Origin of the sequence: Pseudomonas sp. 2995-3 (assembly GCF_002742565.1) — a bacterium.
Taxonomy (GTDB): domain Bacteria; phylum Pseudomonadota; class Gammaproteobacteria; order Pseudomonadales; family Pseudomonadaceae; genus Aquipseudomonas; species Aquipseudomonas edaphica.
The window spans coordinates 286,165-305,083 of the sequence record NZ_LJSB01000157.1; the positions used below are offsets into that span (position 1 = coordinate 286,165).

17 protein-coding genes are annotated in these 18,919 nt (G+C 61.0%); 11 read left to right on the top strand and 6 right to left on the bottom strand.

Translation table 11 applies throughout. The features are described from left to right. The first annotated feature begins 87 nt into the window (after positions 1-87). From lepA to tadA, 8 genes are all read left to right on the top strand, one after another. A complete protein-coding gene (gene lepA, locus AOA62_RS08970) occupies positions 88-1,887 on the top strand; it encodes a translation elongation factor 4 (protein ID WP_003210439.1) in 1,800 nt (599 codons plus the stop codon). A 5-nt stretch (positions 1,888-1,892) separates the two neighbouring features. After that, positions 1,893-2,747 carry a signal peptidase I gene (gene lepB, locus AOA62_RS08975; RefSeq protein WP_017136294.1) on the top strand — a complete coding sequence of 285 codons (855 nt, stop codon included), beginning with the start codon at positions 1,893-1,895 and terminating at the stop codon, positions 2,745-2,747. A 152-nt stretch (positions 2,748-2,899) separates the two neighbouring features. Then, the gene (gene rnc, locus AOA62_RS08980; RefSeq protein ID WP_017136295.1) at positions 2,900-3,589 is read left to right on the top strand and encodes a ribonuclease III; all 690 of its coding nucleotides are present in this window, start codon (positions 2,900-2,902) and stop codon (positions 3,587-3,589) included. Beyond that, positions 3,582-4,484: a GTPase Era gene (gene era / locus AOA62_RS08985; protein WP_028618988.1), complete on the top strand. Its 903-nt coding sequence runs from the start codon at positions 3,582-3,584 to the stop codon at positions 4,482-4,484. The genes rnc and era overlap by 8 nt, the downstream gene beginning before the upstream one ends. Before the next feature lie 159 nt (positions 4,485-4,643). Then, positions 4,644-5,333, top strand: a complete 690-nt coding sequence (recO, locus tag AOA62_RS08990) for a DNA repair protein RecO (RefSeq protein WP_099548483.1) — start codon at positions 4,644-4,646, stop codon at positions 5,331-5,333. Positions 5,334-5,384: 51 nt separating this feature from the next. Further along, the gene (pdxJ, locus tag AOA62_RS08995) at positions 5,385-6,128 is read left to right on the top strand and encodes a pyridoxine 5'-phosphate synthase (protein ID WP_017136297.1); all 744 of its coding nucleotides are present in this window, start codon (positions 5,385-5,387) and stop codon (positions 6,126-6,128) included. A gap of 267 nt (positions 6,129-6,395) precedes the next feature. After that, complete coding sequence (locus tag AOA62_RS09000; protein ID WP_099548694.1) at positions 6,396-7,772, top strand: multicopper oxidase family protein; 1,377 nt, start codon at positions 6,396-6,398, stop codon at positions 7,770-7,772. Next, on the top strand, positions 7,772-8,269 hold the full coding sequence (tadA, locus tag AOA62_RS09005; protein ID WP_017136300.1) for a tRNA adenosine(34) deaminase TadA: 498 nt from the start codon (positions 7,772-7,774) through the stop codon (positions 8,267-8,269). Before AOA62_RS09000 ends, tadA begins: the two co-directional genes overlap by 1 nt. 59 nt (positions 8,270-8,328) lie before the next feature. Here tadA and cmoB read toward each other — a convergent pair whose 3' ends face one another. The 6 genes from cmoB to AOA62_RS09035 all read right to left on the bottom strand — a co-directional run bounded on the left by cmoB (position 8,329) and on the right by AOA62_RS09035 (position 14,937). Continuing rightward, entirely contained in the window at positions 8,329-9,285 is a 957-nt protein-coding gene (cmoB, locus tag AOA62_RS09010) for a tRNA 5-methoxyuridine(34)/uridine 5-oxyacetic acid(34) synthase CmoB (RefSeq protein ID WP_099548484.1), read from the bottom strand. Continuing rightward, on the bottom strand, positions 9,282-10,025 hold the full coding sequence (gene cmoA, locus AOA62_RS09015; RefSeq protein WP_017136302.1) for a carboxy-S-adenosyl-L-methionine synthase CmoA: 744 nt from the start codon (positions 10,023-10,025) through the stop codon (positions 9,282-9,284). The genes cmoB and cmoA overlap by 4 nt, the downstream gene beginning before the upstream one ends. A gap of 36 nt (positions 10,026-10,061) precedes the next feature. After that, complete coding sequence (locus AOA62_RS09020; RefSeq protein WP_099548485.1) at positions 10,062-10,718, bottom strand: lysoplasmalogenase; 657 nt, start codon at positions 10,716-10,718, stop codon at positions 10,062-10,064. Position 10,719: 1 nt separating this feature from the next. Then, positions 10,720-11,109, bottom strand: coding sequence for a protease inhibitor I42 family protein (locus tag AOA62_RS09025; RefSeq protein WP_017136304.1), 390 nt, complete (start codon positions 11,107-11,109; stop codon positions 10,720-10,722). Positions 11,110-11,301: 192 nt separating this feature from the next. Then, positions 11,302-13,725 (bottom strand): endopeptidase La, encoded by a 2,424-nt coding sequence (gene lon, locus AOA62_RS09030; protein ID WP_099548486.1) that lies wholly within the window; start codon positions 13,723-13,725, stop codon positions 11,302-11,304. 222 nt (positions 13,726-13,947) lie between these two features. Continuing rightward, the gene (locus AOA62_RS09035; protein ID WP_017136306.1) at positions 13,948-14,937 is read right to left on the bottom strand and encodes a GntR family transcriptional regulator; all 990 of its coding nucleotides are present in this window, start codon (positions 14,935-14,937) and stop codon (positions 13,948-13,950) included. A 335-nt stretch (positions 14,938-15,272) separates the two neighbouring features. Here AOA62_RS09035 and AOA62_RS09040 point away from each other — a divergent pair, with 335 nt between their 5' ends. The 3 genes from AOA62_RS09040 (at position 15,273) to AOA62_RS09050 (ending at position 18,913) form a co-directional block, all read left to right on the top strand. Continuing rightward, complete coding sequence (locus AOA62_RS09040) at positions 15,273-16,604, top strand: amidase (RefSeq protein WP_099548487.1); 1,332 nt, start codon at positions 15,273-15,275, stop codon at positions 16,602-16,604. Positions 16,605-16,615: 11 nt separating this feature from the next. After that, entirely contained in the window at positions 16,616-17,494 is an 879-nt protein-coding gene (locus AOA62_RS09045) for a polysaccharide deacetylase (protein ID WP_003234086.1), read from the top strand. Between the two features lie 78 nt (positions 17,495-17,572). Continuing rightward, on the top strand, positions 17,573-18,913 hold the full coding sequence (locus tag AOA62_RS09050; protein WP_065912690.1) for an MFS transporter: 1,341 nt from the start codon (positions 17,573-17,575) through the stop codon (positions 18,911-18,913). The last annotated feature ends 6 nt before the right edge of the window (positions 18,914-18,919 follow it).

Sequence of the window (18,919 nt, forward strand, 5' to 3'; positions counted from 1 at the left end):
AAGATGACGCCCGGCCCGAGCATCAGGTACAATTCCCGGCTATTTTTCAGCGGGCAATCTGCCTGCAGCCTTTTTGAGTGTTGATCCGTGAGTGATTTGAGTCATATCCGCAATTTCTCCATCATCGCCCACATTGACCATGGTAAGTCGACGCTGGCCGATCGATTCATCCAGATGTGCGGCGGCCTTGCCGAGCGTGAAATGGAAGCCCAGGTCCTGGACTCCATGGACCTCGAGCGCGAGCGCGGCATCACCATCAAGGCCCACAGCGTTACCCTGTACTACACCGCAAAAGACGGTATCAAGTACCAGCTGAACTTCATTGACACCCCTGGCCACGTTGACTTCACCTACGAAGTCAGCCGTTCGCTGGCCGCCTGTGAAGGTGCCTTGCTGGTGGTCGATGCCGGCCAGGGTGTTGAAGCCCAGTCCGTGGCCAACTGCTACACCGCGATCGAGCAGGGCCTTGAGGTCATGCCGGTACTGAACAAGATCGACCTGCCCCAGGCCGATCCTGACCGCGTTAAAGAAGAAATCGAAAAAATCATCGGCATTGACGCCACCGACGCCGTCGAGTGCAGCGCCAAGACCGGCCTGGGCGTTGACGAAGTGCTCGAGCGCCTGGTCAAGACCATTCCTGCGCCTACCGGCAACTACGAAGATCCGCTGCAAGCGTTGATCATCGACTCCTGGTTCGACAACTACCTGGGCGTTGTTTCCCTGGTACGCGTGCGCCACGGCCGTGTGAAGAAGGGCGACAAGATCCTGGTCAAATCCACCGGCAAGATCCACCTGGTGGACAGCGTCGGTGTATTCAACCCGAAACACACCGCCACCACCGACCTCAAAGCCGGTGAAGTGGGCTTCATCATCGCCGGTATCAAGGACATTCACGGTGCGCCAGTGGGTGACACCCTGACCTTGAGCTCCACCCCTGACGTCGACGTGCTGCCGGGCTTCAAACGCATCCAGCCGCAGGTTTACGCCGGCCTGTTCCCGGTCAGCTCCGACGACTTCGAAGACTTCCGCGAAGCGCTGCAGAAGCTGACCCTCAACGACTCGTCGTTGCAGTACACCCCGGAAAGCTCCGATGCCCTGGGCTTCGGCTTCCGCTGCGGTTTCCTGGGCATGCTGCACATGGAGATCATCCAGGAGCGCCTCGAGCGCGAATACGACCTGGACCTGATCACCACGGCGCCGACGGTTATTTTTGAGCTGGCGCTGAAAACCGGTGAAACGATTTACGTCGACAACCCGTCCAAGCTTCCGGATCTGTCCTCCATCGAAGACATGCGCGAGCCGATCGTGCGGGCCAATATCCTGGTTCCGCAAGAGCACTTGGGCAACGTTATTACCCTGTGTATCGAAAAACGTGGCGTGCAGCACGACATGTTGTTCCTCGGTACCCAGGTGCAAGTGACCTACGATTTGCCGATGAACGAAGTGGTTCTGGACTTCTTCGACCGTCTCAAATCCACCAGTCGCGGCTATGCTTCGCTGGATTACCATTTCGACCGTTACCAATCGGCTAATCTGGTGAAACTGGATGTGCTGATCAACGGCGACAAGGTGGATGCACTGGCGCTGATCGTGCACAAGGACAACGCGCACTACAAAGGTCGCCAGTTGACCGAAAAAATGAAAGAACTGATTCCGCGCCAGATGTTCGATGTCGCGATCCAGGCCGCCATTGGCGGGCAGATCATTGCACGGACCTCCGTCAAGGCACTCAGAAAGAACGTACTGGCCAAATGCTACGGCGGTGACGTAAGCCGTAAGCGCAAGCTGCTTGAGAAGCAAAAGGCCGGTAAGAAACGCATGAAGCAAGTGGGCAACGTGGAAATTCCACAAGAAGCCTTCCTTGCAGTGCTCAGGTTGGATAGTTAGGTCCTATGTCACTAAATTTCCCGCTGTTGCTGGTCATCGCCGTTGCCGTTTGCGGTCTCCTGGCGTTGCTCGATCTGGTGTTCTTCGCCCCGCGTCGGCGGGCGGCGATCGCCTCGTATCAGGGCAGCGTCAGCCAGCCCGATGCGGTGGCAATCGAGAAACTGAACAAAGAGCCTTTGCTGGTTGAATACGGCAAGTCGTTCTTCCCGGTGTTGTTCATCGTGCTGGTGCTGCGTTCGTTCCTGGTGGAGCCGTTTCAGATCCCTTCGGGGTCGATGAAACCTACCCTGGACGTGGGCGACTTCATCCTGGTGAACAAGTTCTCCTACGGGATCCGCCTGCCGGTGCTCGACAAGAAAGTCATCCCGGTCGGTGACCCGCAGCGCGGCGATGTGATGGTGTTTCGCTACCCAAGCGACCCGAACGTCAACTACATCAAGCGTGTCGTGGGCCTGCCGGGCGACGTGATTCGCTACACCAGCGACAAGCGCCTGTTCGTCAATGGTGAGTCGGTAGCCGAGAAGTTGATCGGCACCGAGCCGAACACCCTGGGCAGCGCTGAGCTGTATCAGGAAAAACTCGGCGCAGTAGAGCACCAGATCCGCAAGGAAATGAGCCGCTACCGCTCGCCGCCCGACACCGAATGGAAAGTGCCGGCCGGGCACTACTTCATGATGGGCGACAACCGTGACAACTCCAACGACAGCCGGTATTGGGATGACCCTAATATCCCCAAGGACCTGCTGGGCATGGTTCCCGACGAGAACATTGTCGGCAAGGCCTTTGCGGTCTGGATGAGCTGGCCGGAACCCAAGCTCAGCCACCTGCCGAACTTCTCGCGGGTCGGGCTGATCAAGTAATACAGGCGGCGCTGTGAACACAGCGCCGAATGCTTTTCTGGGGTTGGGACAATTATTGGCCCAACTCCTTGCTGTACCAATCAGGATTTGAATTTGAACACTGCGTCAATCGTCGATGGCCGCCGGTGCCACCAAACAGAAATGGGTAAACCGTGAGCGTTTCTCTAAGCCGTCTCGAGCGCCAGCTCGGCTACACCTTCAAGGATCAGGAATTGATGGTCCTTGCCCTCACACACCGCAGCTTTGCAGGGCGCAATAACGAGCGCCTGGAATTCCTCGGTGATGCCATCCTCAACTTTGCCGCCGGTGAGGCGCTGTTCGAGCGTTTCCCGCAAGCGCGCGAGGGCCAGCTGTCACGCCTGCGTGCACGCCTGGTAAAAGGCGAGACCCTGGCCGTGCTGGCCCGTGGTTTCGGCCTGGGTGAGTACCTGCGCCTGGGGTCCGGCGAGCTGAAAAGCGGTGGCTTTCGCCGCGAGTCGATCCTGGCCGATGCCCTCGAAGCGTTGATCGGTGCGATCTACCTGGATGCAGGCATGGAGACCGCCAAGGAGCGCGTAGTCGCCTGGCTGGCGTCGGAGATCGAGAGCCTGACGCTGGTCGACACCAACAAAGATCCCAAGACCCGCCTGCAGGAATACCTGCAGTCGCGTGGTTGCGAACTGCCACGCTACGAAGTGGTGGATATCCAGGGTGAACCCCATTGCCGCGTGTTCTTCGTGGAATGTGAAATCACCTTATTGAATGAAAAAAGCCGAGGTCAGGGTGTGAGCCGTCGTATTGCCGAACAGGTAGCGGCCGCTGCAGCACTGATTGCCCTGGGCGTGGAGAATGGCCATGACTGATTCAACCGCAACACGCTGTGGCTATGTTGCCATCGTCGGCCGCCCGAACGTGGGCAAGTCCACGCTGCTGAACCACATCCTCGGCCAGAAGCTGGCGATCACCTCGCGCAAGCCGCAGACCACCCGCCACAACATGCTGGGCATCAAGACCGAAGGCAATGTGCAAGCGGTCTACGTCGACACCCCAGGCATGCACAAAGGTGGCGAGAAGGCGCTGAACCGCTACATGAACAAAACCGCTTCGGCGGCGTTGAAAGACGTCGACGTGGTGATCTTCGTGGTCGACCGCACCAAGTGGACCGACGAAGACCAAATGGTTCTGGAGCGCGTGCAGTACGTCACTGGCCCGTTGATCGTCGCGCTGAACAAGACCGACCGTATCGAAGACAAGGCTGAGCTGATGCCGCACCTCAGCTGGCTGCAGGAACAACTGCCGAACGCCCAGATCATCCCGATCTCGGCCCAGCACGGCCACAACCTTGAGGCCCTGGAACGCGTGATCGCCGAGCACCTGCCGGAGAACGAGCACTTCTTCCCGGAAGACCAGATCACCGACCGCAGCAGCCGTTTCCTCGCCGCCGAACTGGTACGCGAGAAAATCATGCGCCAGATGGGTGCCGAGCTGCCGTACCAGATCACCGTTGAAATCGAAGAGTTCAAGCAGCAGGGCAAAACCCTGCATATCCACGCGTTGATCCTTGTAGAGCGTGACGGCCAGAAGAAAATCATCATTGGCGACAAGGGCGAGCGCATCAAACGCATTGGCACCGAAGCGCGCAAGGATATGGAATTGCTGTTTGATTCCAAGATCATGCTTAACCTGTGGGTGAAGGTTAAAGGTGGTTGGTCCGATGATGAGCGCGCGCTGCGTTCCCTGGGCTACGGCGACCTGTAACACCCCGCAGTATCTCTGTGGGAGCGGGCTTGTGTGGGAGCTGGCTTGCCTGCGATAGCATCACCTCGGTGCAACTGAATGACCGAGGTGCCTGCATCGCGGGCAAGCCCGCTCCCACATTGGTTTGTCGCTGTTCTTAAGTTCTGCGAAGAGACTTGCATGTCCCAAACCCCACCCCCCAGCCAACTCGCCTACGTCCTGCACAGCCGCGCCTACCGCGAGACCAGCGCTTTGGTGGATTTCCTCACGCCCCAAGGCCGCTTGCGCGCGGTGTTGCGCAGTGCGCGGGGCAAAGCGGGTACGTTGGCACGGCCGTTTGTGGCGCTGGACGTAGAGTTTCGTGGCAAGGGCGAGCTGAAAAACGTCGGCCGCCTGGAGAGCGTCGGCACCTCGGCCTGGCTCAATGGCGAAGCGCTGTTCAGTGGCCTCTACCTCAACGAACTGTTGATCCGCCTGCTGCCCGCCGAAGACCCGCACCCCGCCGTCTTCGATCACTATGCCGCCACGCTTATGGCCCTGGCCGAAGGTCGCCCGCTGGAGCCGCTGCTGCGCGCCTTCGAATGGCGCCTGCTCGATGACTTGGGCTACGGCTTCGAACTGAGCAACGACCTGCACGGCGACCCCATCGCCGCCGACGGTATGTACCGCCTGCAAGTCGACGCCGGCCTTGAGCGCGTGTACCTGCTGCAACCGGGCCTGTTCCAGGGCACAGAGCTGTTGGCCATGAGCGAAGCGGACTGGACAGCGCCTGGTGCCTTGTCCGCCGCCAAGCGCCTGATGCGCCAGGCGCTGGCCGTGCATTTGGGCGGGCGCCCGCTGGTCAGTCGCGAGTTGTTTCGAAAGCCCTGACAAGCCCGTGTATGCTGTGCAGCGTTTCTTTCCCTTTTCAGGAGCGCTTCCGTGACCACCAGCAATCGCATTCTTCTTGGCGTCAACATCGACCACGTCGCCACCCTGCGCCAGGCCCGGGGCACCCGTTACCCCGACCCGGTCAAGGCCGCGCTGGACGCCGAAGAAGCGGGCGCCGACGGCATCACCGTGCACCTGCGCGAAGACCGCCGCCACATCCAGGAGCGCGATGTACTGGTGCTCAAGGACGTGCTGCAAACCCGCATGAACTTCGAGATGGGCGTCACCGAAGAAATGATGGCGTTCGCCGAGCGCATCCGCCCGGCGCATATCTGCCTGGTGCCGGAAACCCGCCAGGAACTCACCACCGAAGGCGGCCTCGACGTGGCCGGCCAGGAAGCACGGATCAAGGCGGCGGTGGAGCGCCTGTCGAAGATCGGCAGCGAAGTGTCACTGTTCATCGACGCCGACGAGCGCCAGATCGAAGCGTCGCGTCGCGTCGGCGCGCCAGCGATCGAACTGCACACTGGCCGTTACGCCGATGCCACCACGCCCACCGAAGTGGCTGAGGAACTGCAGCGCATCATCGACGGCGTCAAGTGCGGCCTCAACGAAGGCCTGATCGTCAACGCCGGCCATGGCTTGCACTACCACAACGTCGAAGCCGTGGCCGCGATCAAGGGCATCAACGAGCTGAACATCGGCCATGCGCTGGTGGCGCATGCGCTGTTCGTCGGTTTCAAAGGCGCGGTTGCCGAAATGAAAGCCCTGATTCTGGCGGCTGCCAAGCACTGATCAGACACTGGAAATCTCCTGTGGAGCGGGCTTGTGTGGGAGCTGGCTTGCCTGCGATAGCATCACCTCGGTAAAACTGAAAAACCGAGGCGCCTGTATCGCGGGCAAGCCCGGCTCCCACACAAACCAGCTCCCACAGGAAATCTTCAGAGTCTTCATCGGCGTTTTCGCCATGCGGCAATGCGAAGCCTTACTGTTTAGCCGATGCAGGTGTATCGTATCTGCCCTTTGCGGGCCTCTGGCCTGCGGCAGATACGTGAGGTTGTTGTGTCCCGATCCTTTTCCCGTCGACAAATCCTGGGTGGCCTGGCAGGCCTAGCCGTCGTGGGCGTCGGTGCCGGTGGCGCCTATCGCTACTGGCTGGGGAAAGTCGCCGAGGCCAACGCGGGCCACGATTACGAGCTGATTGCCGCACCGTTGGACGTGGAACTGGTGCCCGGCCACAAGACCGAAGCCTGGGCGTTCGGCCCCTCGGCGCCAGGCACCGAGTTGCGTGTGCGCCAAGGCGAGTGGCTGCGGGTACGTTTTATCAACCACCTGCCGGTCGCCACCACCATTCACTGGCACGGCATCCGCCTGCCGCTGGAAATGGACGGCGTGCCCTACGTCTCGCAACTGCCGGTACTGCCCGGTGAATATTTCGACTACAAATTCCGCGTGCCCGATGCCGGCAGCTACTGGTATCACCCCCATGTGAACAGCAGCGAAGAACTTGGCCGTGGCCTGGTCGGCCCGCTGATTGTCGAAGAGCGCGAGCCCACCGGTTTCAAACACGAATGCACCTTGAGCCTGAAAAGCTGGCACGTGGACGAAGAGGGCGCTTTTGTCGCCTTCAGCGTGCCCCGTGAAGCGGCGCGTGGTGGCACGGCCGGGCGGTTGTCGACCATCAATGGCGTGCCCCAGGCGGTGATCGATCTGCCTGCCGGGCAGATCACCCGCGTGCGCTTGCTCAACCTCGACAACACCCTGACGTATCGCCTCAACATCCCCGACGTTGAAGCGCAGATCTACGCACTGGATGGCAACCCCATCGAGCCGCGCCCGTTGGGCAAAGAATACTGGCTGGGCCCGGGCATGCGCATTTGCCTGGCGATCAAGGCGCCACCGGCGGGGGAAGAGCTGTCGATCCGTAACGGCCCGGTGCGTCTCGGCACTTTCCGTTCAGTCGCCACTACCGACGCGCCGAGCGAATGGCCGCCAGCACTGCCCGCCAACCCGATTGCCGAGCCGGACCTGGCCAATGCCGAGAAACTCAACTTCAATTTTGAGTGGGTCGGCAGCGTGTCGGTGGATGACGGCAAACCGCCGAGCCTGTGGCAGATCAACGGCAAGGCCTGGGACATCACCGACAAGACCTGCGCCGACCGCCCGATTGCCAGGCTTGAGAAGGGCAAGAGCTACATTTTTGAATTGAAGAACATGACCCAGTACCAGCACCCGATTCACCTGCACGGCATGAGCTTCAAGGTGATCGCCTCGAACCGCCACAAGGTGATTCCGTATTTCACCGACACCTACCTGCTGGGCAAGAACGAGCGTGCGCGCGTGGCGTTGGTGGCCGATAACCCAGGCGTGTGGATGTTTCACTGCCACGTGATCGACCATATGGAAACCGGCCTGATGGCCGCCATCGAGGTGGCGTGATGCGCCAGATTCGCCCCGCAGCGATTATCGACCGCAGCCGCGACCAGCACTTCATGCGTGAGGCTCTGGCCCTTGCCGCTCAGGGCGCGGCACTTGGCGAAGTGCCCGTGGGCGCGGTGCTGGTGCAAGGCGGTGAAATCATCGGCCGTGGCTTTAACTGCCCGATCAGCGGCAACGACCCCAGCGCCCATGCCGAGATGGTCGCCATTCGCGCCGCTGCGCAGGCGATCAGCAACTACCGGCTGGTGGGCAGCACGCTGTACGTGACACTGGAACCGTGCAGCATGTGCGCTGGTTTGATTGTGCATTCGCGCATCGCGCGGGTGGTGTACGGCGCGCTGGAGCCCAAGGCCGGGATTGTGCAAAGCCAGGGGCAGTTTTTTACCCAGGGTTTTCTCAACCATCGGGTGCTGTATGAAGGCGGGGTGTTGGCCGAGGAATGTGGCACGGTACTGAGTGAATTCTTCAAGGCCCGCAGAGCCAAGCCCACACTCTAAAGAACACCGAGGAGCCAGCTCCCACATTTTGATCCCCATTTAGTCAGGGACATCAGTGTTTATTTCTTGGCGATAATCACCGCCCGCATCGGCGCCGGCAGCCCTTCGATGGTCTTGCTGTGATCATCCGGGTCCAGGAAATCACTCAGCGACTGATACTTCATCCACTCGGTGCCGCGTTGTTCTTCAACCGTGGTCACGCTCACATCCACACAACGCACTTCACTGAAACCCGCGCGGCGCAGCCACAGCATCAGTGCCGGCACCGACGGCAGGAACCACACGTTGCGCATCTGTGCGTAGCGGTCTTCCGGCACCAGCACTTGCTGCTGATCGCCGTCCACTACCAGGGTTTCCAGCACCAACTCGCCACCTTTGACCAGTGTGTCCTTGAGTGCCAGCAGATGCTCGATCGGCGAGCGACGGTGATAGAACACGCCCATGGAAAACACCGTATCGAAGCCTTCCAGGTTCGACGGCAGGTCCTCAAACGGGAACGGCAAGTGCCAGGCCTTTGGCTCGGACAAGTAGCGCTGCACCGCCTGGAACTGGCAGAAAAACAGCCAGTTCGGGTCTACGCCAATCACGCTGTCGGCGCCCGCGCCGAGCATGCGCCACATGTAATACCCGTTGCCGCAGCCCACATCGAGGATGCGCTTGCCCTTCAAATCCAGGTGCGGCGCCACCCGCGACCATTTCCAGTCCGAACGCCATTCGGTGTCCACGTGCACGCCGAACAGGTTGAACGGGCCTTTGCGCCACGGGCTCAGGCCCATCAGGGCGGTGTGCATTTGTGCGCGGGTGGCGTCGTCGCAATCGGTATCAAGCGTCAGGCCATTGAGCAAATCGACTTCGCTGGGCTGGATCTGCGGCAGTGCGTCCAGCGCACTTTGCCAGCGCTCCAGGTCGCCGTGACCCTTTTCCATTTTGCTGTCGAGCTGCGCTTGCAGGCCCTGGGCCCATACGGCCAGAGGAGTACCGACCAAGTGGCGGGCGAGGGGGGACAAATCAATCATGGCAAGGCAATCAACGAGGCAAAGTTAAGACACTGGAACCACGGCACGACTTTCGAGAACCCGGCCGCCAGCAGGCGTTCGCGGTGTTCTTCGAGGCTGTCGGGCTTCATGACGTTTTCGATGGCGCTGCGCTTCTGGGCAATTTCCAGTTCGCTGTAGCCGTTGGCGCGTTTGAACGCGATATGCAGGTCGGTGAGCAGCGCGTGTTCTTCGGGATCGTTGAAACGCAGCTTTTCCGAAAGGATCAACGCCCCGCCTGGCAGCAGCGACTGGCGGATACGCCCGAGCAACGCCAGGCGTTGGTCAGGCGCGATAAATTGCAGGGTGAAGTTCAATGCCACCACCGAAGCAGGCTTAAATTGCAGCGCGAGAATGTCGCCCTCAATCACCTCAACCGGCAGCAACTCCTGGAACATCGAGTCCTGACCGTTGAGGTATTCGCGGCAGCGCTCGACCATGGCGGCGGAGTTATCCACTGCAATCACCCGGCAGCCGTCGGTGCGCACGTGGCGACGCAAGGCTTGGGTCACGGCGCCTAGGGACGAACCGAGGTCGTAAAGCACGCTGCCCGGCTGGGCAAATTGCGCCGCAAGCACGCCGAGGTTCTCGACGATGGTCGGGTAACCCGGCACCGAGCGCTTGATCATGTCCGGGAACACCCGCACCACGTCCTCGTTAAAGGCGAAGTCCGGCACCTGGGGCAGGGGCTGGGCGAATAGGCGATCGGGTTCTTTGCTCACGGTTGTTCCGGCGACGAGGGGGGAAAGGCCGGCATTTTAGCCAAGTTGGCCCTCATGTGCGCGGGTTGTCTGATGGAAAGCCGAAGCGGTAATACCCCACTGACCCAGCCAATAGGTGGTGATCAGCAAATACGGTGCCGCATCGAAGGCCAACACAAACCGGTTGATGCCGATCAGCGTGTCGGAAAACACAAACGACACCGCCCCCGCTGCCGCAAGCCATGCCGAGCGTTTGGGCACTTCACTGCCCAGCCGTGCGAGCGCACGCCAAAGCATGGCACTGATCACCAGGGCGTAAACCACCACTGGAATCAGCAAGTCGCCGAGGCCGTGGGAAATCAAAATACTCAGCAGGATTGCCCCCACACCCAGCGCCAATACCAATGGCAACACCGCCAGGCGGCGGCAATCGCTGAAATAGGCTTTCAGATACGCCAGGTGCGCAAACAGGAACGCGCCGAGGCCAAAGATAAACAGGTCGCCCGGCCAAGCGAGCAGCACATCACCGACCAGGGAAAAAATCAGCCCCAGGCTGATCCAGCGTCGATAGTCAGTGGGCGGCGCATCATGCAGCCAGCCCAGCAGCGCGAGCACCGGCAGTGGTTTGACCAGCAGGCACAACAAGGTGGCGTGGGTGGTCAGGCCGTAGATAAAGGTGCCGGCGCCCATCAGCGCAAGGATCAGCCATGGCATATCAGTTCACCGTAATGGCGCAGTCGAAGGTTTCGGCCGGTTCGGCTTCCGGCTCCCAGGGTTGCTGGGATGTCAGGCGCAAACGGCCCTGGCCGGCCGCGAAGGCCTGGAAGCGCCAGGTGGAGTGGCCGCCGCCGCCGATCACACCGGATTCCGCGCTGCTGTAGACCTCCGGGCTCAAGGCACGCAGCACACCGCCCGCGGAATCCTGGATGGCCCAGCGGTAGCCGGTGGTGGGGTTGCTCGGCAGGGTGAGGATCAGGTTTTGTCCGGTTTTAAGCTGCAGCGGGCAGGCGCTCTGGTTGTCCACTGTGACGTTTTGCTTGGGGGCACTGGCGCATCCGGCCAGCAGGGCAAGGCTCAAGGGGAGAAGCAGGCGGGCAGCGGTCATGGAGGCTCCGTTGTGTGGCGACGAAGGGCGAGCATAACCGAAGATGAGACAAGGTGTGACAAGCAGACAGTGACAGAAACCTTTGTGGCGAGGGAGCTTGCTCCCGCTGGCCGCGAAGCGGCCCCGGCTTTGTTGGGACTGCTGCGCAGTCCAGCGGGAGCAAGCTCCCTCGCCACAGGGTTGGAGTGAAATTTAGAAGAGCACCTTCGCCACATCGGCAAAGCGCTTGGCAAAGTGTACCGTCATGCCTTCCTTCAGGTACTCCGGCAACTCCTCAAAGCTCCCGCGATTCGGCTCCGGCAAGATCAGCTCGTGAATCTTCTGGCGGCGCGCCGCAATCACCTTCTCGCGCACGCCGCCAATCGGCAGCACATGCCCGGTCAAGGTCAGCTCGCCGGTCATGGCCACGCCTTTTTTCGGCGGCTGGTTGCGCGCCAGCGACAGCAGCGCACTGGCCATGGTGACACCCGCGCTCGGGCCGTCTTTTGGTGTGGCGCCTTCCGGCACGTGCAGGTGTACGAAGGCTTCATCGAAGAACTTCGGATCGCCGCCAAACGACTTCAGGTTCGAGCTGATGTAGCTGTAGGCGATCTCGGCGGACTCTTTCATCACTTCACCCAACTGCCCGGTGAGTTTGAAGCCGCGATTGAGCGTGTGGATGCGCGTCGCCTCAATCGGCAAGGTCGCGCCGCCCATGCTGGTCCAGGCCAGGCCAGTGATCACACCAGTGCCCGACAGCACTTGCTCGTTGCGGAACACCGGCATGCCCAATGAGCTTTCCAGGTCCTTGTTGCCGATCTTGATCACCGAGTCTGGCTCATCCAGCAGCTTGACCACCGCCTTGCGCACCAGTTTGCCCAGCTGTTTCTCCAACTGGCGCACCCCGGCTTCCCGCGCATAACCGTCGATCAACGCACGCAGGGCGCCGTCGCTGATGCTCAGGCTGGTTTTCGCCACGCCGGCTTTTTCCAGCTGCTTGGGCCACAGGTGACGCTTGGCGATGGCGACTTTTTCTTCGGTGATATAGCCCGACAGGCGAATCACTTCCATACGGTCCAGCAACGGGCCGGGGATCGAGTCCAGGGTGTTGGCGGTACACACGAACAGCACTTTGGACAGGTCCAGGCGCAGGTCCAGGTAGTGATCGAGGAATTCGACGTTCTGCTCAGGGTCGAGGGTTTCCAGCAGCGCAGACGCCGGGTCGCCCTGGAAGCTCTGGCCCATCTTGTCGATCTCGTCGAGCATGATCACCGGGTTCATCACTTCCACATCTTTAAGCGCCTGCACCAGCTTGCCCGGCAGGGCGCCGATGTAGGTGCGGCGATGGCCCTTGATCTCGGCCTCGTCGCGCATGCCGCCAACGCTGAACCGATAGAACGGCCGGCCCAGGGATTCGGCGATGGATTTACCCACACTGGTCTTGCCCACGCCCGGCGGGCCGACCAGCAGCACGATGGAACCGGCGACTTCGCCTTTGTAAGCACCGACCGCGAGGAATTCGAGGATGCGACTTTTGATGTCGTCCAGGCCCGCATGGTGCTTATCCAGCACTTTGCGCGCGTGTTTCAGGTCGAGCTTGTCCTCGCCATATACGCCCCACGGCACGGAAGTGGCCCAGTCCAGGTAGTTGCGTGTGACCGCGTATTCCGGCGAACCGGTTTCCAGGATCGACAGCTTGTTCATCTCTTCGCCGATGCGTTTTTGCGCCTGGGCCGGCAGCACTTTGCCCACCAGGCGTTGCTCGAACTGTTCGACGTCAGCGCTGCGGTCATCCTTGGTCAAGCCCAGCTCTTGCTGGATGACCTTGAGTTGTTCCTTGAGGAAGAACTCGCGCTGATGCTCACCGATCTTGCGGTTTACCTCGGCGGAGATTTCCTTCTGCAGGCGCGCGACTTCAACTTCCTTGCGCAGCATTGGCAATACTTTTTCCATGCGCTTGAGCATGGGGACGCAGTCCAGCACTTCCTGCAACTCGTTACCGGTTGCCGAGGTCAACGCGGCGGCGAAGTCGGTGAGCGGCGACGGGTCGTTGGGGCTGAAGCGATTGAGGTAGTTCTTCAACTCTTCGCTGTACAGCGGGTTGAGTGGCAGCAGTTCCTTGATCGCATTGATCAACGCCATGCCGTAGGCCTTGACCTCGTCGGTCGGCTGGGTGGGCTGGTGCGGGTATTCGACTTCCACCAGGTATGGCGGGCGATGGTGCTTGAGCCAGGTCTTGATGCGCACGCGGGTCAGGCCCTGGGCGACGAACTGCAGCTTGCCGTTCTCGCGGCTGGCGTGGTGCACCTTCACCAGCGTGCCGTACAGCGGCAGGCTGGACGTGTCGAAGTGGCGCGGGTCTTCGGGTGGTGTGTCCATGAAAAACAGCGCAAGCGAATGATGGTCGGATTTGCTCACCAATTCCAGGGTCTCGGCCCACGGCTCTTCATTGACGATCACCGGCAACACCTGCGCCGGGAAGAACGGCCGGTTGTGGATCGGGATGATATAGACCTTGTCCGGCAGGTTTTGCCCAGGCAGGGCCAGGCCGGTGTTGGACGAGGTTTCGTGCTCAGCGTTTTCGGGGTCGGCGTAATCGTTCAGGTCGATGTCCGGGAATTCTTGCTGGTCGCTCATGGGGCACCTGCATAAGGAAGTATGCAGGTTAGATGGGGCGGGGTAGCGGTGGTTTCAATGGTGGGCGTGAGATAGCAACATATTGCATGAAATTTCTAAAACGACGCTGAGTCCATGTGGGAGCTGGCTTGCCTGCGATAGCGGTGTGCCAGTTGATACATCGGGTGACTGATACACCGCCATCGCAGGCAAGCCAGCTCCCACATGTCAGACCGAGTGGCGTCAGCTGATTTTGTGCAGGTAAGCCGGCAGCGGCTGCTCCGGTAACACCGACAGCACCTTCAGGCGCTGCAACATCCGCTGCCGCGCTCGCTGCAAATGCTCGCGCAAATTCAGCGCCGCCGCATCAAATGCCCCATGCAGCAACAACTCCAGAATCAAGCGATGTTCGGCGAGCATGGCGGGATCTGCGCCGATTCCCAGTAAACGGTAAAAAATACGACTGATGATCATCGGGCTCTGGCCCTGGCGGATCAGCGCGGCGATCTTGCGGTTTTGCAGGCCGGCCAGGCAGCGTTGGTGCAAGTCCTCTTCGATCTGTTCGATGGTTTCCAGGCTGCAGTGTGGGCTTTGCTGGGCATCCAGCACGCGCTGCAACATCGCTTCGAGCATTTCGCGGTCCAGGTTCGGCGCGCTCTGGCGCAGCGCTTCGGGTTCCAGGCAGGCGCGTAGTTCGTAGTCTTCGGTGACTTCCCGCGCGGTCAACGGCCCGGCCAGCCACTGGGAGTAGGGTTCTTTTTCCACCAGGCCACGGTCGCGCAGGCGCATCAGCGCTTCACGCACCACCGCGCGGCTGACGCTGTAGTGGTCAGCGGCGGCTTGCTCGTCCAGGCGGTAGTGGCCAAAAGCGATACACGTGGACAGCGCCGCGCCGATCTCCTCGACGATCCGCTCACCCAGCGGCCGCGTATCCACCAACTCAGCTTCGCCATCAAGGCCCAGGTGCGCATGGCTCAGGGGCAAGCGCAGCGGCTCCATGACCAGGCCTTTGGGGTTGATCAAGTAACCTCGGCCATTGAAACGGCAGATCAAGCCCTCGTCATGCAGCAGGTCCAAAGCCTTGCGGACTGGAACGCGGCTGGTGCCGAACAGCTCGGCCAGCGGCGCTTCCAGCAACACCAGCCCGTGGCGCGCAGTGCCGTTAACGATCGCATCACGCAACAGTTGGTGAATCATCGCGTAACGGGAGGCCGAGGCGGACACTGCTTTCATCGTGTTCTCTTGGGCGTGTAGGAAATTGGTCGGGGATTCTCTCATAGATGCACCTGTCACTCTGCGCTACAGCGGTGGCACTTTTTTGGGGCCGCCAAGAGAGAAACGTTACTTTTTGCACCAAAATGTATTTATTAATAAAAGATACATTATTTCAATTCGGGCCAGGCCATGCACGTGCGCCGATATTTTTTGCAGCCTGCAAAACCATCTATCCCGCTGGTGTTGACGTTATGGCTTAGGAACACCACAACACGTCCAAAGAGACTGGCACGAAATCTGCCTTTGTAAAACGTACATTTTATTAATATGTACGTTTTGTGAGGGTCATCTTGATGTCAGACGCCACCTCAATGGCCCAAGCGTTCGCCAGCGGTCGCAACGACCCGGTGCAGGCACTGGAGCAGGCACTCGTCCACGCGAGCATGGCGCCCAGTGTCTTTATTTCCCTGACCGCCGAGCGCGCACGCCGTGAGGCCGAGGCTGCCGCCGCGCGCTGGCGTGCCGGGCAGCCTTTGAGCGCATTCGATGGCGTGCCACTGGCCTGGAAAGATTTGTTCGACGTGGCCGGCAGCATCACCACCGCAGGCGCCGCCTATCGCCGCAAGGCTGCGCCGGCCTTGGTCGATGCGCCCAGTGTCGGGCTGTTGTGCCGCGCCGGAATGGTCAGCCTGGGCAAGACCAATCTCAGTGAACTGGCGTATTCCGGCCTGGGCCTGAACCCGCATTTCGGCACGCCCCATAACCCCAATGGCAGCGATCAACCGCGCATTCCCGGCGGCTCGTCGTCGGGCTCGGCGGTCGCTGTGGCGGCGGGGATCGTGCCCATCGCCATGGGCACCGACACCGCCGGCTCGATCCGCATCCCCGCGGCGCTCAATGGTGTGGTGGGCTACCGCAGCAGCTGTCGGCGCTACAGCCGCGACGGCGTATTCCCGCTGGCGCACACCCTCGACAGCCTCGGCCCGCTGACCCGCAGCGTGCGCGATGCGCTGGCCATCGACGACCTGCTCAACGGCCGCACGCAACAGCACGTCGCCCGTAGCCTCAAGGGCCAGCACTTCGTCCTTGAGCAGGGCACGTTGGAAGACATCGAGCCCGCCGTGCGCAATAACCTGCTGCGCGCCGTGGACCAGCTCAAGGCTGCCGGTGCGCTGATCGAGGTGCGCGCGTCAGCCACCTTCCAGGCCACCCTCAACCTGATCAAGCAGGACGGCTGGCTCGGCTCATTCGAAGCCTTCGCCCTGCACGAAGGCCTGTTGGACAGCAGCGATGCCGAGCAACTCGACCCGCGTGTACGTCGCCGCCTGGAGGCCGCGCGTGAATTGCCTGCCAGCCAATTACTGCACCTGATCGACGCGCGTCGCCGCTTGCAACTCCAACTGGTCGATGAACTCGACGGTGCCGTTCTCATTACCCCGACCGTCGCCCATGTCGCCCCGGCCCTTGCACCGCTGCAAGCCGATGACGAGCTGTTCGTCAAAACCAACCTCGCCACCCTGCGCCTGACCATGCCCGGCAGTTTGCTCGACATGCCTGGCGTCAGCCTGCCCAGCGGCCGTGATGCCCTGGGTTTACCCACCGGCCTGCTGCTCAGCGCCCCAAGCGGCGAAGACGCACGTCTGCTCAGGGCCGCACTGTCGGTCGAAACCACCCTGAATTTTTAAGGAGACATACCATGGCTAAAGACATTCTCTGTGCATTTGGCGTCGACGTAGACGCCGTCGCCGGCTGGCTCGGCTCCTACGGCGGTGAAGACTCGCCGGACGACATCTCTCGCGGCTTGTTCGCAGGTGAAATTGGCGCGCCGCGCCTGCTCAAACTGTTCGAACGCTACGGCCTGCGCACCACCTGGTTTATTCCCGGTCACTCAATGGAAACCTTCCCCGAGCAGATGAAAGCGGTGGCCGACGCCGGCCACGAAATCGGCGTGCACGGCTACAGCCACGAAAACCCGATCGCGATGACCGCCGAGCAGGAAGAAATCGTCCTCGATAAGTCGATCGAGCTGATCACCCAGGTCACCGGCAAGCGCCCGACCGGTTATGTCGCACCCTGGTGGGAATTCAGCAAGGTCACTAACGAGTTGCTGCTGAAAAAAGGCATCAAGTACGACCACAGTTTGATGCACAACGACTTCCATCCGTACTACGTGCGCAAGGGCGACAGCTGGACCAAGATCGATTACAGCCAGCACCCGGATACCTGGATGAAACCTTTGGTGCGCGGCGAAGAAACCGACCTGGTGGAAATCCCGGCCAACTGGTACCTCGACGACCTGCCGCCGATGATGTTCATCAAAAAAGCCCCCAACAGCCACGGCTTCGTCAACCCGCGCCACCTGGAAGAGATGTGGCGCGACCAGTTCGACTGGGTTTACCGCGAACACGAACACGCGGTGTTCACCATGACCATCCACCCCGACGTGTCCGGCCGCCCGCAAGTACTGTTGATGCTCGAGCGCCTGATCGAACACATCCAGAGCCATGCCGGCGTGCGCTTTGTCACCTTCGACGAAATCGCCGACGACTTTATCCGCCGCCAACCGCGTACCTGATCTGAGTCATCCGTTACCTGTGGTTCAGGTTCCACCTTGGCTAGTCGGCATTTGCCCCAACCCTGCGAGGCGCGATTTATGTCCATCTACAACAAGCTTGACCTGACTGGCTGGAAACCCCGGCAACTGACGTCGCAAGAGGTGCGCTTTGCCACCTGGATCGCGTTTTTCGCCTGGGTGTTTGCGGTGTATGACTTCATCCTCTTCGGCACCTTGCTGCCGGAGATCGGCCGGCATTTTGGCTGGGGTGAAGTGGAGCAAGCTGAAATCGCAACATGGGTGGCGGTGGGCACAGCGGTGGTCGCCTTTGCGATTGGCCCGGTAGTGGACAAGTTGGGCCGGCGCAAAGGCATTATTTTTACCGTGGCAGGTTCCGCGCTGTGCTCGGCACTTACCGCGATTGGCGGTGCGTGGGGCAAGTCGCCGCTGATTCTGATTCGTTCGCTGGGCGGCCTGGGCTATGCCGAGGAAACCGTCAACGCCACGTACCTGAGCGAGCTGTATGGCGCCTCGGAAGACCCACGACTGACCAAGCGCCGCGGGTTTATCTACAGCCTGGTGCAGGGCGGCTGGCCGGTGGGCGCGTTGATCGCTGCCGGGTTGACCGCGCTGTTGCTGCCGATTATCGGCTGGCAGGGGTGTTTCATCTTTGCAGCGATCCCGGCCGTCGTGATCGCGATCATGGCGCGCAAGCTCAAGGAGAGCCCGCAGTTCCAGATCCATCAGCGCATCAGCGAACTGCGTAAAAGCGGCGCGGTAAAAGAAGCGCAAAACGTCGCTGTGACTTACGGCGTCGACTACGACGAACACAGCAAGGCTGGCCTTAAAGCTGCCTTCCGTGGTCCGGCACGGCGCGCCACGCTGGTGATCGGCGCCGCGTTGTTGCTGAACTGGGCAGCGATCCAGGTGTTCAGCGTGCTCGGCACCTCGGTGATCGTCAGCGTGCACCATATTTCGTTCGAAAACTCGCTGATCATCCTCGTGTTGTCCAACCTGGTGGGTTACTGCGGCTACCTGACCCACGGCTGGATGGGCGACAAGATCGGCCGCCGCAACGTGATCGGCCTGGGCTGGATGCTCGGCGGCCTGGCGTTTGCCGGGATGCTGTTCGGCCCAAGCAATATGCCGATGGTGGTGGGGCTGTACAGCCTGGGCCTGTTCTTCCTGATCGGGCCTTACTCGGCGGCGCTGTTCTTTATCAGTGAGAGTTTCCCCACCAGCATCCGCGCCACCGGCGGCGCGATCATCCATGCCATGGGGCCGATTGGTGCAGTGGTCGCAGGGTTTGGCGCCACCCAGGTGTTGTCCGCCGGCAGTGACTGGCAGACCGCCGCGCTGTGGTTCGGCGCGCTGCCGTGCTTCTTGTCCGGTGCGCTGATGTTTGCCGCACGCCATGTGCGGCCGGAAACCGTTCAGTAAGGAGTG